12 protein-coding genes are annotated in these 14,915 nt (G+C 38.6%); 6 read left to right on the forward strand and 6 right to left on the reverse strand.

Going from position 1 to position 14,915, the window contains the following annotated elements; genetic code table 11:
- Positions 1-401: 401 nt before the first annotated feature.
- The 4 genes from hemE to hemA are packed head-to-tail and all read right to left on the reverse strand — an operon-like array spanning position 402 to position 4,385.
- Positions 402-1,433 (reverse strand): uroporphyrinogen decarboxylase, encoded by a 1,032-nt coding sequence (gene hemE / locus DRF67_RS04490; RefSeq protein ID WP_115927117.1) that lies wholly within the window; start codon positions 1,431-1,433, stop codon positions 402-404.
- Between the two features lie 44 nt (positions 1,434-1,477).
- A complete protein-coding gene (locus DRF67_RS04495) occupies positions 1,478-2,158 on the reverse strand; it encodes a uroporphyrinogen-III synthase (RefSeq protein WP_115927119.1) in 681 nt (226 codons plus the stop codon).
- Positions 2,159-2,215: 57 nt separating this feature from the next.
- Positions 2,216-3,124 carry a hydroxymethylbilane synthase gene (gene hemC, locus DRF67_RS04500; RefSeq protein ID WP_115927121.1) on the reverse strand — a complete coding sequence of 303 codons (909 nt, stop codon included), beginning with the start codon at positions 3,122-3,124 and terminating at the stop codon, positions 2,216-2,218.
- Entirely contained in the window at positions 3,111-4,385 is a 1,275-nt protein-coding gene (gene hemA / locus DRF67_RS04505) for a glutamyl-tRNA reductase (protein WP_115927123.1), read from the reverse strand. Before hemA ends, hemC begins: the two co-directional genes overlap by 14 nt.
- Positions 4,386-4,800: 415 nt before the next feature.
- On the opposite strand from hemA, the gene DRF67_RS04510 reads away from it, so the two are divergent.
- The 6 genes from DRF67_RS04510 (at position 4,801) to DRF67_RS04535 (ending at position 11,113) form a co-directional block, all read left to right on the forward strand.
- Positions 4,801-5,826: a rod shape-determining protein gene (locus tag DRF67_RS04510; protein WP_045491741.1), complete on the forward strand. Its 1,026-nt coding sequence runs from the start codon at positions 4,801-4,803 to the stop codon at positions 5,824-5,826.
- Between the two features lie 29 nt (positions 5,827-5,855).
- Positions 5,856-6,710, forward strand: coding sequence for a rod shape-determining protein MreC (gene mreC, locus DRF67_RS04515; RefSeq protein WP_115927125.1), 855 nt, complete (start codon positions 5,856-5,858; stop codon positions 6,708-6,710).
- Positions 6,703-7,209, forward strand: a complete 507-nt coding sequence (locus tag DRF67_RS04520) for a rod shape-determining protein MreD (RefSeq protein ID WP_115927127.1) — start codon at positions 6,703-6,705, stop codon at positions 7,207-7,209. Before mreC ends, DRF67_RS04520 begins: the two co-directional genes overlap by 8 nt.
- Positions 7,206-9,224, forward strand: a complete 2,019-nt coding sequence (locus DRF67_RS04525) for a peptidoglycan D,D-transpeptidase FtsI family protein (RefSeq protein WP_115927129.1) — start codon at positions 7,206-7,208, stop codon at positions 9,222-9,224. Before DRF67_RS04520 ends, DRF67_RS04525 begins: the two co-directional genes overlap by 4 nt.
- Positions 9,221-10,450, forward strand: a complete 1,230-nt coding sequence (rodA, locus tag DRF67_RS04530; RefSeq protein WP_115927131.1) for a rod shape-determining protein RodA — start codon at positions 9,221-9,223, stop codon at positions 10,448-10,450. Before DRF67_RS04525 ends, rodA begins: the two co-directional genes overlap by 4 nt.
- Positions 10,451-10,531: 81 nt before the next feature.
- Positions 10,532-11,113, forward strand: a complete 582-nt coding sequence (locus DRF67_RS04535) for a pentapeptide repeat-containing protein (protein WP_115927133.1) — start codon at positions 10,532-10,534, stop codon at positions 11,111-11,113.
- A gap of 150 nt (positions 11,114-11,263) precedes the next feature.
- Here DRF67_RS04535 and DRF67_RS04540 read toward each other — a convergent pair whose 3' ends face one another.
- Complete coding sequence (locus DRF67_RS04540; RefSeq protein ID WP_115927135.1) at positions 11,264-11,974, reverse strand: C40 family peptidase; 711 nt, start codon at positions 11,972-11,974, stop codon at positions 11,264-11,266.
- Positions 11,975-12,310: 336 nt separating this feature from the next.
- The gene (locus DRF67_RS04545; protein ID WP_115927137.1) at positions 12,311-14,506 is read right to left on the reverse strand and encodes a glutamine synthetase III family protein; all 2,196 of its coding nucleotides are present in this window, start codon (positions 14,504-14,506) and stop codon (positions 12,311-12,313) included.
- Positions 14,507-14,915: the final 409 nt, after the last annotated feature.

Genomic DNA, 14,915 nt, shown 5'->3' on the forward strand with positions numbered 1-14,915 from the left:
TCGTTTCTATCCATCTGTTTAGTTCACTTTATTTTCTCTGGTTCTTCAGAATTTAATTATTATCTAATTTATAACTAAATCCTTTTGCAAATCTAAAGGTGATCTGTGGGAACTTCTATGTATCCACGTTTCAGGGGTTGTTATAAACCGTTGGAGTGTAAGGATTTTATCTTCGATACAATTAGAATGCTGTTTATATTTATTTCCCACAGATCCCGCAGATTGCGCGGATGATTATGTAAAATTGGCCGGATCCGGATGAGTTTTTATCTGTGGTATTGGTGTGATCTGTGGGAACTTCTTTAAATCTCCATTTTCAATAGATCACAGTGGATAATATATTAAAAACCTTATAGAGGTTATCTATAAGGTTATTTATTGTTCTTGAAAAATAATTGTAATTACAAGGTTGGTTTCCAGTCGACCACTGCTCTGATGAATGCTTCAGCATTTTCAACAGGGACATTGGGCAGGATTCCGTGCCCCAAATTGGCGATATACCGATCTTTACCAAAACGGTTAATCATTTCGTTCACCATCCTTTTGATCGTCTCGGGAGTGGAGTGAAGCCTTGCTGGATCGAAGTTGCCCTGTAAAGTCATCGTGTGATTCGTTAATGTTCTGGCAAATTCCGGTTTAATAGTCCAGTCAACACCAAGTGCAGAAGCTTTAGACATGGTCATGTCTTCAAGAGCGAACCAACATCCTTTTCCGAATACCACCACATGGGTAAGCGGACTTAATGCTTCAACGATCTGATTGATATACTGCCATGAGAATTCCTGATAATCCGTAGGAGAGAGCATTCCCCCCCATGAGTCGAAAATCTGTACTGCAGAAACTCCCTTTTCCACTTTTCTTTTTAAATAAGCAATGGTGGTGTCTGTGATTTTTTGAAGCAATAAATGAGCTGCTTCAGGTTGTTGGAAACAGAAAGACTTCGCAATATCGAAAGCTTTACTTCCTTTTCCTTCCACACAATAACAAAGAATAGTCCAAGGAGATCCGGCAAAACCAATCAATGGAACTGCATTGTCCAGTTTTTGCAGAGTAAGTTCAATCGCATCAAAAACGTATCCTAAAGTTTCGTTCGCATCCGGAGTTTCAATATTCTGAACCTGTTCCATTGTTCTGATCGGGGTATCCAGCCATGGTCCAACAGATTCCTTCATTTTGAAATCAATTCCCATTGCCTGCGGAACTACCAAAATATCAGAAAACAAAATTGCAGCATCCAAAGGAAATCTGCGGATAGGTTGTAATGTGATCTCAGCAGCAAGCTCAGGGGTCTGGCATCTTGTAAAAAAATCATATTGATCTCTCAGCGCAATGAATTCCGGCAGATATCTTCCAGCCTGCCTCATCATCCAGACAGGAGGTCTTTCCACGGTTTCTCCGCGAAGTGCTTTTAAATATAGGTCGTTTTTAATCATAATCTATTTAAAACTAATGTACCGCCAAACACGGTAATCATCTTCTAAAGAATACAGACTTCTCTTCTGATCAGATCAAAAATAGAGGTAAGTGTATTTTCTTCAGAGGTGAAAATTTTTTCTTGGGTATAATTTTTCAGTTCTCCGGAAGTGGTTTCCCCAATAGAAAACAGCTTCATGTTTTCCAGAGAATTTCGCTTTGCAAAACTACGAACTCCACTCGGACTAAAAAATACCGCGGCATGATATTTTTCATTTATTAAAGGATTGATTTCCTCCGTATTATAGATCGTAATTTTTTTATACCTGATGTTTTGTAACGGAAGGTCTTTGTCCAGAACGTTAATTGCCAGATTGCCGCAGAAATGCAGAAATTGTTCGTGCTGGCAGTTTCCAATGATGAATCTGGATAGCACCTCTGCGTTTTTCAAAACTTTGAAGGTTCCAAATCCGTATTTTCTTAATGCTTTTTTAGTCTTTTCACCTACACAATAGATCTTATTGTAGTTTTTGGCTGTAAAGTCCTCGTTGGGCATGAATCTGTTTTTAAAAAACGAATACACTCCATTGACGCTGGTAAATATAAGCGAATGATTTTTAAGATCAAATGGGTGAACCATGATAGGCTGGGTCTTGATTACTTCAATACAGTCAACCGGGATATCTTCTCCTAATTCTTTGGATATAATGGCTGGGTCTATATTTTTGGTAAATAAGATTTTCATGTCCTTATTATAAAACTGAAAAAGAAAAGCGTATGAATTTAATAATCCCTGATCGGATTAAATCTGGCTTTTGATTTCTGCCATCAGTTCTTTTCCACCGTTTTCAAGAACCACTTTCGCATACCTTTCTCCAAAATTTTCTGCGGGGTCATATTTGAAGTTTTCATCTACAGCTATGCAGTTTTTACCATCCAGGGAACAAAGTGCTGCTGTGAAACGAATCTGGTCATCAAATATTTCGGCAAACGCGCCGATAGGTGCTGTACAGCCGCCTTCTAAAGTGCTTAGAAAATTTCTTTCCATTTCCACACAGATCTGGGTAGGTGCATGGTTGATGCTGCGGAGGATCTCATTGATCTCAGATTTGTCCGAATGACCGGCCACCGCGATTACGCCTTGTGACGGTGCTGAAATCATTAATGGAAGCATCTCGTAATCGATCTCCATTTTCATCCTTTTGATTCCGGCCAGAGATAGGATTGTAGCATCAAAGTCTCCATCCTCAAGCTTTTGAAGACGGGTTTGAATATTTCCGCGGATATCTGAAAATTCCGCATTTGGATAATGTCTCAGCCAGAATGCTCTTCTTCTCAGGCTACTGGTAGCCAGTTTCAGTTCATGGAACTCTTTATTCCTTGCAGATTCTTTTCTGATGAGAATATCCTGTGGGTAATCTCGCTCAAGATAAGCGATCATTTCTACGTTCTGAGGCAATTGGGTGGGTACGTCCTTTAAGGAATGTACCGCAATATCAATCTCGTCATTCAGTAAGGCCACATCAAGGTCTCTGGTAAAAACACCTGTAATACCAAGGGAATATAGAGGCTGATTAAGATTTTTATCGCCAGAAGAAACGATAGGAACAATCTCTGTTAAGTAATTGTTGTTTTGAAGGTGCCTCGCAACCTCTCTTGCCTGCCAAAGTGCAAGTGCGGAATTTCTTGTTCCGATTCTAATGCTTTTCATTGAATTCGTTGTTTGGTTGTTCAACTAATATTTCGTGCATTAATTTACTAATTTCTTCGGCTTTTAAAGGATTATCGATGATATATTTTGCAAAACGGTTGGTGATTTTCTGGATCATTTTATCAGAAAGCTCCATGTCCGTGATGTTTATGTATTTATTTTTTCTATAAAAATTATGCATCTCATTGCGTTCCATATTCTTTAATACCGCTTTGAAATGATGAATATTGGGGGCCAGCTTTCTCTTTTTCTCCCATTCAATAAAGTCCTTCATCAGCTCTTTAATGATCTTTTCAGCTTTTGGAATTTCTTTTTCACGTTGTTGAATAGTCTCTTGAATCTGCTTTGAAAGCTCATCCACATCAATCAATGTTACATTTTCGTTCTCGGTAACATTCTTCTCTACGTTATGGGGAATAGAAAGATCGATGACCAGGGTCTCTTTTCCGTTCGGAAAATGTGACTGATTAACAATAGGGTGTTTTGCTCCCGTTGCCACAATAAGGATGTCTGTGTTTTTTAGTTCCTGATCAAAATCGGAATAGTCAACATGGGGAATATTGTACTTCTGGGAAATCTTTTCTGCTTTTTCCTGAGTCCGGTTCGCAATTTTAATCTTTGGCTGATAAACATGTTTTACCAGATTTTCAACCGTATTCTGCCCGATTTCACCAACGCCTAAAAGAAGAATGTTCTTTTCAGCAATTCTCTTCTGGCTGTTTAAAATATAATGAACCGCGGCATAAGAAACAGAGGCTGCACCATTAGAAATACCGGTTTCATTCTTTATCCTTTTTGAAATCTGTATGGCAGCATTGATCGCTCTTTCCAGATAAGGATTGGAATTTTGTCTTTCTTTTTTAAAGCGGCTGTATGCTTTTTTGATCTGTCCGATGATTTCAAAATCTCCAATAATTTGGCTTTCGAGACCGGCTGCCACTCTGAAAAGATGTATGAGAGCCTCCTCTTTGGTAAGAATATTGGCAAACTGAAGAAAGTCTGTAAGATGTACTCCAATGGTTTTGCAATATTCTTCAGCGATCAGAAGATAATTGGAAGAAGTTGTATAAATTTCGGTCCTGTTACATGTAGAGACCACAAATGCATCTCCAAGATCTTCTTCGTGAACCCTGGAAACAAAGTTTTTGATGTTTTCGTCAAAGAATGCAAATTTTCCCCTAGTTTCAACATCGGCCTTTTCGTAGCTGATGGAAAGCACAGCAAAATTTGAAGTTTGATGAATGTTGGAATACTGTAACATAAGCAGTCGCAAATTTACGCTTTTTTTAATTAACCAACCGCTGAAAGTATATATGATAATTATCGTAAAAAACTATAAACAGACTTCAAATAATGCGGGGATTGAAGCTGTAGAGAGTCTGTGAGTTTTCAATGTTTTAACATTTTGACGGGCGATCGTTTTGAAATAATTTTTGCTGAAAAGATCGTGGTGCAACGATATCATAGCCAGTCTTTTCGGTCTTTCACAATTGAACCGGTTTGTCCTGTTATTTTCCTGGTTAATTTTAGTTGAACTCAAACTCTGTAAATCACTAGACTAAAAGTTAATAAAGAATTATAAATTTTAATAAAATTTTAACCAAATTAAGTTGGTATGAAATTTCTTTAGTAGTGTTAAATTTATATCTTTGTAAACTTAAAATCAGAAGAAAAATATGAGTTTATTTGATATGTTTACGCAAGAAATTGCGATAGACCTGGGAACGGCTAATACCCTTATCATCCATAATAATAAGATTGTTATTGATCAACCGTCAATTGTTGCAATTGAACGGTCTACGGGTAAGCCCATTGCTGTAGGTGAACAGGCTAAGCATATGCAAGGTAAAACTCATGAGGATATCAAGACGATCCGCCCGCTGAAAGATGGGGTTATTGCTGATTTCCATGCTTCTGAACACATGATCAAAGAATTTATCAAAAAGATTCCCGGAATCAAAGGTAAATTCATCCAGCCTGCCCTGAGAATTGTAATCTGTATCCCTTCTGGTATTACTGAAGTTGAAAAAAGAGCCGTAAGAGACTCCGCTCAAAAAGTAAATGCAAAAGAAGTGAGATTGATCTATGAGCCAATGGCAGCAGCAATTGGGGTTGGGATCGATGTACAGAAACCTGAAGGTAACATGATTATCGACATAGGTGGAGGTACTACAGAAATTGCTGTAGTGGCTTTAGGAGGGATCGTGTGTGATAAATCTGTAAAGATTGCAGGCGATGTATTTACCAATGATATTGCTTATTACTTAAGAACTCACCATAACCTTTATATCGGGGAAAGAACAGCTGAGAGAATCAAAATAGAAGTTGGTTCTGCAGTAGAAGACCTTGATGTGGATATCGAGGATATCCCGGTACAGGGTAGAGACCTTATTACCGGTAAACCTAAGGAAATTATGGTTGGGTACAAAGAAATTGCCCGTGCATTGGATAAATCAATCATCAGAATTGAAGATGCTGTAATGGAAACTCTTTCTCTTACTCCGCCGGAATTGGCAGCTGATATTTACAAAACAGGTATTTATCTTGCAGGAGGTGGGGCATTGTTGAGAGGTCTCGCGGACAGAATTCACAAAAAAACAGGTCTTCCGGTATTTGTCGCTGAAGATCCGTTGAGAGCTGTTGTACGTGGAACCGGTATTGCCCTTAAGAATATGGATAAATTCAATTTCTTAATTAAATAATTTTAACTTTTTACGAACTATATATCTGAATGGGATTTTTGCTGAGATTATTTTCGAAGAACACTCTTTTCGTCTTCTTTATATTCCTGCAAATTATTGCTCTGGTTTTGATATTCTCCAGAAATGCCATGCAGAGATCCTGGATTGCGGGGCAGACTGCTGCGCTTAATTCGTGGGTATCGGGATATATTGATGAAGGAGTTTCCTATCTGAAGCTTAAACAGATCAATGAAGATCTTGTTGTTCAGAATAAAGCTCTTATGACGCAGCTTTATGGGAAAGAAGGGGCGCAAAATCCTGTTTTTAAAAGAGTTCATGATACAATAGGCGGTGGCCAGATCTATACTTTTGTTGATGGAGAAATTGTTTTTAACAGTATCAACAGGAGAAATAATTACTTTACAATCAACCGTGGCCGCAGAGATGGTGTTTTCCCACAGATGGGAGTGATGGCACCTAAAGGAATCGCTGGGATTGTTATCAATTCTACTGACAGTTATGCTTTGGTGCAGTCTGTACTGAGTGTCAACAGGATTAGAATCAATGCCGCCCTAAAAAATTCAGGATATTTTGGAACCTTAACATGGAATGGAGATAATTCGAGGGTAATGCACCTTGCGGATATTCCAAAATATGTGGCGTTGAAAATTGGAGATTCTGTCGTTACAGATGGTAAATCAGCAATTTTCCCAAAAGGAGTAATGATCGGTACCATCGCAGGATACTCAGTGGATAATAAAACCGGCTTCTGGGATATTTCCGTGGAACTGAGTGAAAAGATGGGAGCGTTGAATAAAGTATTCGTAGTGAAGAATCTCAAAAAAGCAGAAGTGCAAAAGATTCAGGATACGATGCAGGCTGTAATAAAAAAAGAAAATGATTAGCAGGACTTTATTTACTGACATATTGATTATGCTCTTTCTTGTCGCACTACAGATTGTGGTGCTGAACAGGATTGTCATTTTCGGGAAGTATACTCCGGTATTGTATCCTGTGTTTGTCATGTTTTATCCTTTCTTCAGAAATAAATTTCAATTTCTGGCATTAAGCTTTTTAATTGGGTTGGCTATTGACGGATTCCATTATTCATGGGGAATCAACGCGTTTGCGACGACCCTGATCGCTTACTTCAGAACTATTATATTCCGGACGTCTACCGATACGTCCACAGACTTTTTCTCTTTTCAGTCCCTTCAATGGGCGCAGTTTTTGCTGTTTTTATTTTCAAGTATCTTCCTGCATCAGCTTATCGTACAGTATATTGAGTTCTTTAAGTTTAGCAGGTTTTTTGAAATATTATTTAATGTGTTGGTGACCAGTGTAATTTCATTTATATTTATCGTTATTTACGCATTAATATTTAAAATCAAACAAAAAGTTTGAACACACGTTATTTAAAAATTTTTTCCATTCTTGTCACAATCGCACTAATTTTTGTCGCGAGGCTTGCTTATTTGCAGTTATTTACGGATCGTTATGCTTTGAATGCGGCCAATACTTCAATCAAAATAGAATATGTTATTCCACAGCGTGGGGTTATTTTTGATCGTAACGGAAAGATTATGGTTGGAAATCAGCCTGCTTACGAGATCTCTTTTACCCAGGCACTGATGAAACCGGATTTTGATACCCTTGGATTCTGCAGTCTGATGAAAATAAATAAGGGAGATTTTATCAACAGAATCAACCTTATTAAAAAAGAAAAGTACTATTCTAAGCTGACTCCCATGACTTTCCTGAAAGACCTCAGCAGAGAAGATATTGCAAGGGTGCAGGAAATAATTTTTAAATATCCTGCTTTTAATATTGTACAGCGTCCTCAGAGACAATACGAAGTTTCTACTTCAGGAAACCTTCTAGGATATACCAATGAGGTGAATGACGCTGAAATTAAAAAAGATTCAACCTATTACCTTCCCGGAGATTTTATCGGAAAGAAAGGGGTGGAAAAATCTTATGAAAAAGAACTTCGTGGGGTCAAAGGGATGAAGTACATCCAGAAAGATATCAGACTCCGAAATATTGGCTCCTATAAAAACGGGGCTTTGGATAAGGATGTTGTTACTGGAAAGGATATCACACTGACCATCGATTATGACCTCCAGAGAATAGCCGAGGAAATGCTCGTCAATAAGCATGGGGCGATCGTGGCTATTGACCCGAACAACGGCGAAATCCTTACCTTAGCTTCAGGACCGGATATCGACCCGAATCTGTTTACGGGACCCTCCAAGTCCAAAAATCTGTATGCCTTATCAAAAGATACCCTCTACGAGAATAAACCGACTTTCGATCGTTCTGTTCAGGCTGCCTATCCTCCGGGATCAACATTTAAGCTATTGACCGCTCTGGCAGGAATGCAAATGGGGGTGATGGATGAAAAGACTGTTTTCCCATGTGGCGGCGGATTCAATTATAGGGGATTGAGAATTAAGGGACACGGAGGAGCAGACCCTCTGATTCCTTCTATTCAGGTTTCAAGTAACTGTTATTTTTCATATGCGTATCTGGCGATCATGAATAAATATCCTGGTAATCCTTCCAAAGGGGTTGATGAATGGAAAGAAATCATGAACAGCTTTGGTGTTGGAGAGTTCTTAAATAATGACCTGGCTTCAGGATCAAAAGGAAGAATCCCAAGCGGAGAGTTTTATGAAAAAAGGATGAAAAGGATTAATGGAGGCAAAGAAACCAAAACCTGGGATCCTTTAGCTACTGGTGCAGTATTTAATGGGATGGGTCAGGGAGACGTCATGCTTACTCCTTTGCAAATGGCTAACTCTGTGGCCGCAATTGCCAATAAAGGATGGTATTATACTCCTCACATTGTAAAAGCTATTGACGGTAAGCCAAATCCTGATAAAAGATTTAAAGTAAAACATAAAACACTTGTGGACCCTAAGCACTTTGATCCTGTATTGAAAGGAATGGAGGCTGTTGTTCTGAGAGGTACCGGGCGTAGTTTGAAGTCAAGTGATTTTACACAGCTTGCGAAAACGGGGACCGCTCAGGTTCCGCAAGGAAAAGATAATTCCATATTCGTGCTTATTGCTCCTGCCGAAAAACCTAAAATTGTGGTGGTTGCGGTCATGGAACATGCAGGATTTGGAGCCACATGGGCAGGACCGGCATGTACGGTAATTGCAGAGAAGTATATTACCGGAGATTTGAAGAGAGAACATCTGTATAAAAAGATGACCGGAGCCAGCTTTATGCCTGAATATAAAAGACAGTGGATTGCTGACCTTAAACGAAAAGGCCTGTATGTAGATCCTAAACCGGATTCTATTAAGCGAAAAAAAATACAGGATAGTTTAGAATTTATCAAACAGCAGAAAGCAAAGCTACAGAAAAAGATAGACGAAGAAACCAAAAACACTAAATCTGCGAAGCAATGAAATGGACAGAAGGAATAGATAAATTGGGCCTGGGGCTGTATTTCCTGCTTTGCATTTTTGCGATTGCCAATATTTACAGTGTTGACCAGAAACTAGGCGAAAAGCAGTTGATTTTCTTCTGCCTTTCTGTGTTTGTAGGGATTATAATTTTCTTCAGCAGAAGTAAGTTCTTTGAAAATATGGCTGGGATCATTTATATAGGAGGTGTCCTCCTGCTGATCGGTCTTTTCCCTTTTGGAAAAGAAATTCTGGGGCAGAAGAACTGGTATAAGTTTGGTAGTTTTACGATGCAGCCAGTTGAATTTGCGAAAATCGGAACCGCTCTGATGCTTGCCAATTATGTTTCCGGACCGGATTTTAATCTCAAAAACAGGAAATCGCTATGGACTACTCTTGCTATTGTAGGAGTGCCCGCAGCGGTAGTTCTCGCTATTCCGGATGTAGGCTCTATGCTCGTATTTATTGCCTTTTTTATCGCCTTATACAGAGAAGGGCTTAGTGGCCTTTTGTTTGGTGTTGGATTTATCTTTGCAGGAGTTTTTCTCATCGCACTTGCTGTTCCGCCTGTCTACGTTGCAATAGTTATTGTGGTGATTGCGGGAATACTGATTGCGATGAATTATCATAGAATGTCCTGGGATGTTATTTCCATTTCCGGGATTGCGGGCTCTATTCTTTTATTGTGTGGTCTGGCTTTTGGTTCGCCTTATATTTTAGAAAAACTTCCGAAGCACCAGAGAGAAAGGATCGAGGTTCTTTATAAAGGTGAAAAGGCATTCAGAGATACTTCAGGATACAATTTATTATACTCAAAAACAGCGATTGGTTCGGGAGGGCTGCTTGGAAAAGGATACCGCGAGGGATCTGTTACGCAAGGGAAATTCGTTCCGGAACAGGAAACCGACTACATCTTTTGTACGGTAGGGGAAGAATGGGGATTTGTTGGAAGTGCGGTTCTTGTCCTGTGTTATATGGTCTATATCGGTCGGATCTATTATCTCGCCGAGAAACAGAAATCGACTTTTAACCGCGTATTTGGCTATTGCTTTGCTTCCATTCTCCTGATGCACTTTTCGATCAATTTGGGAATGGTTATGGGGCTTTTTCCGACCGTTGGGATTCCCCTGCCGTATTTCAGTTACGGAGGCAGCTCATTGCTGGCCTTTTCGATGATGACTTTTATTTTCTTTAAGCTTAACTATTCGGATAAAAACAGCTTGGTATAGCCGTTTCCAACGATTTGCCTTACTTTTTAGATCTGCAAAATCTGCAGACCATATTGCGATACCCATTAAATATTACATTTTATGAAAGACGTGTATGTTTTAGATCAGAATTTTGAGAATACAGATTTTGTACAATTTCCGCTTGAAAAAGGAGAGTATGAGAACTGTGTTTTTAAGAATTGCAGCTTTGAGTATGCAAACCTCTCCGGTTGTAGTTTTACAGACTGTGAGTTTACAGGATGTAACCTCAGCATGACAAAGCTGACTTCAGCGGCTTTTAGGGATGCCGTTTTCCTGGAATGTAAAATGCTTGGGCTACAGTTTAACGATTGTAATGCATTTGGTCTGTCTTTCAGGTTTGATGGCTGTTCGCTTGATAATTCTGTTTTCTATCAAACATCCATAAAGAAAACCGTTTTTGAAAATTCGAAGCTAATTGAAGTTGATTTTGCAGAATGTGACCTTTCTAATGCTGTGTTTAATAACTGCAATCTGTCGGGCGCTGTTTTCGATAATACAAACCTTGAAAAGACGGATTTTCGAACTTCGGTTAACTATTCGATAGATCCAGCCTTAAACAGGCTTAAAAAGACTAAATTTTCGCTTTCAGAAGTTTATGGACTTCTGTATAAGCTGGACATCGAAATAGACAAAAACAGCTAGGTTCTGACAAGAATCAATACCAGCGGCTTCAGCCCTCTTTGGTGTAAATATATCTATTGGCTTTGAACTCAACTTAATTAGAAAGTAAAGAACAATAAAAAAGCCATCAAATTTTGATGGCTTCATTATTTAAATCAATTATTTATAAAATTAAAAATTTGCTGGTGTAGCTGGAGTGATAGCGGCGAGGTTGTTGTAAGCTTCTCCATCCTGGTTGATCACTCTCTTGGCGAATCTAAACTTAGGACCCCAGTAAGAGTCATTAAGAGAAGATACCATTACTCCTTTTGATGTTGCTGCGTGGATGAATTTGATTTCACCTTCTTCAGTAACGCTTTCTACAATACCTACGTGAGAAATTCTTCTTCCGTGAGAAAAGAAAATCAAATCCCCTTTCTGTAGGTCTCCTTTTTCAATTCTTTCCCCTTCCTGAGCCTGAGACGCTGCTACTCTTGGTAAGGTAAGGCCTGCTGCCGCTCCGAAAACAGAAAGAACGAAAGCTGAACAATCAATACCTCTTCTTGTAGTTCCTCCGTATCTGTAAGGTGTTCCAAGGTATGTTTCTGCTTCCGTAAGGATGTTATCGATGGTTTTATTGTATTTGATTGCTTTGGCAATCTCAGAATTCTTAATAGCTTTTTTAGCATTTGCTATAGATGCTGCCTTTTCAGCAAGAAAAGAATTGATCAGTTTTTGTTTATCCTGCTCAATCTTTTTACTGTCGATAGAAGCTAGTTTGGCATCTGTTTTGTATTCTTTTGTGTAAGTTGCTGGTTTTGAAACTACATAATTAGTAGCACACGATTGCAATGAAACTGTAGTAACTAGAGCAACTAAATAAAACAAAACTCTTTTCTTCATATATATTTGATTATCCGTGTTAAAAAGGAATATTTATTTTCAAAAGCATTACAAAAGTAGAGATTCCGACCAAAAGACCCTTGTAATGATAATTATCAGGATCTTATTTTAACACTATTTAACATATTATTTACATATGTTAAAGAAAAATAAACCGCAACTGCCTGTTTTTGGTAAGCCTGCGGTTTTTTTTATTAAGATTCTTTAACAAACGCTATCGATATTCTTCTATATATCGTGTTTTGCGATTTAAAACTCCAATTTTCAGAATGTTAATAAAACAAAAAAATTCCCCGGAAAACCAGGGAATTTAAACTAATATGGAACTTACAGAGATTATTTTGTAAATAGCATTTCTCTGTATTTTGTCATCGGCCAAAGCTCATCGTCCACCATCATCTCAAGCGCATCAGAAGCTTCCCTGATTCCGTCAAATAATGGTTTTACTTTGTTACAGTAGGCTTCCGCCTGCTTTTGGCTGTCTGATATGCTTTTAGCTGCTTCTCTGGCTTTAAGAAGATCTTCAACACCCAGCTTAATTTTAGAAACATTTTCAGAAATGCTTGTAATCAAGCTCATCTGCTCTTTTGCCAATGGCTTGAATTCTTTATCTCCAAAGATCTCTTTAAGGCCTTTTACGTTTTCAATTAATCTGTTTTGATAGTTCAAAGCAGAAGGGATGATGTGGTTTCTGGCGATGTCACCCAGTACTCTTGACTCGATATCGATAACCGTTGAGTACTTTTCAAGTTTGATTTCGTTTCTTGCCTCTACTTCTCTGTGATTGAAAATTCCCATTTCTTCGTAAAGGTCAAGGAATTTTTTGTCCATTTCCTGCTTAAGGGCTTCCGGAGTGGTCTTCAGGTTATTAAGGCCTCTTTTCTTAGCTTCTTTTGCCCAGTCGTCAGAATATCCGTCCCCTTCGAACATGATGCTTTTAGACTGTTTGATGTATTCTCTAAGAACGTTAAAGATCGCCTCATCTTTCTTTAAACCTCCTTCGATAAGGGTGTCCACTTCTTTTTTGAAATCATTTAACTGCTTAGCGGCAATGGTATTCATTACTGTCATTGATTCAGCACAGTTTGCAGAAGATCCTACCGCTCTGATCTCAAATTTATTTCCTGTAAATGCGAATGGAGAAGTTCTGTTTCTATCAGTATTATCCAATAAAATTTCAGGGATTTTTCCAACAACATTTAATTTTAATTCTGTTTTCTCTTCCGGAGAAAGCTTCCCGCTCGTTACTTTTTCAAGCTCTTCCAATACGCTGAACAGCTGGCTTCCGATAAATACGGAAATAATAGCCGGTGGTGCTTCGTTGGCACCAAGTCTGTGGTCGTTGCTTGCAGAAGCGATGCTTGCTCTCAAAAGGTCTGCATATTCGTGAACTGCTTTAATGGTATTGACAAAGAATGTTAAGAATTGTAAGTTTTTCTTTGGGTTTTTTCCAGGACTTAGCAAGTTTTCTCCGGTATCTGTAGCTAAAGACCAGTTGTTGTGTTTTCCGCTTCCGTTTACACCAGCGAAAGGCTTTTCGTGGAATAGAATGTGGAAGTGGTGCTTGTGAGCTACTCTTGCCATGATATCCATTAACAACGAGTTGTGGTCTACTGCAACGTTTACTTCTTCAAACATTGGAGCAAGCTCAAACTGGTTAGGAGCAACTTCATTATGTCTTGTTGTTGCAGGAATTCCCAGCTTCATACATTCGATTTCCAGTTCCTTCATGAAGTTCATTACTCTTGTAGGAATAGAACCGAAGTAGTGATCGTCCAGCTGTTGCCCTTTTGCCGGAGAATGACCTAGTAATGTTTTTCCGGTTAAAACAAGATCCGGACGGGATTGGTATAATGCGGAGTCAACAAGGAAATATTCCTGTTCCCAACCTAAAGTAGGCGTTACTTTTGTTACGTTTTTATCAAAATACTGCATCACACTCGTTGCAGCTTCGTCTACAGCATTCAATGCTCTTAAAAGGGGAGCCTTATAATCCAGGGTCTCTCCTGTGTAAGAAATGAAAATGGATGGAATACATAAGGTAGTTCCCATGATGAATGCGGGGGAAGTTGGGTCCCATGCCGTATAACCTCTGGCTTCAAAAGTATTTCTGATTCCTCCGTTCGGAAATGATGATGCATCCGGCTCCTGCTGGATCAGCATGTTTCCGCTGAATCTTTCGATAGCTCTTCCTCCTTCAATTGGAGTAAAGAAAGAGTCGTGCTTTTCTGCAGTCGTACCTGTTAAAGGCTGAAACCAGTGCGTGTAGTGTGTTACTCCTTTGCTCATGGCCCAATCTTTCATTGCTACAGCTACCTGATCTGCGATATGTCTCTGAATCTTCGTTCCTTTTTTGATCGCGTCCATGATAGAGCTGAATGCTTCTTTTGTTAAGTATTCTCTCATGGTTTCTTCTGAGAAAACATTTGTACAGAACAGTTCTGACAATTTCGCAGGGATCTCAACAGAATTATCTTTTCTGAAGTCCTTAAATGGAAGGGTTTCTAATGCTTTGAATCTTAAGGTTGACATATTGGGTGATTTTTTATGGGGCAAATTTACAAAAAAAATGAATTGAAATCATTTTACCCCTAAAAATTTTAGGGGTCATTTAAATTTTAACTAAAAATTAAACAATAGTTTATTTTTGATAGGGGGCTTTTGGTTTTATAATGTAAAAGTTTGGTGCCCTTGAACCCTGTACAGTACAGAAATCTAAAACCAAATTGGAGGTCTGTTCAGAAAATAAATTGAGAATAAACCTTCCAGATCATAAAAAAGATGTAATCTCAATGTGTCATGCAGATGTAAATATATATGATTTAAAATGTATTCCAAAATAGTGATCGATTTACTGTGTTGGGTATGATCCGGAAGCCTCATCTGTTCATTAGTTTTAAACAACTTATTAAAAGATAGTTAAAATAATTTGGGCAGAGAT

This window comes from Chryseobacterium pennipullorum (assembly GCF_003384725.1).
Lineage (GTDB): Bacteria > Bacteroidota > Bacteroidia > Flavobacteriales > Weeksellaceae > Chryseobacterium > Chryseobacterium pennipullorum.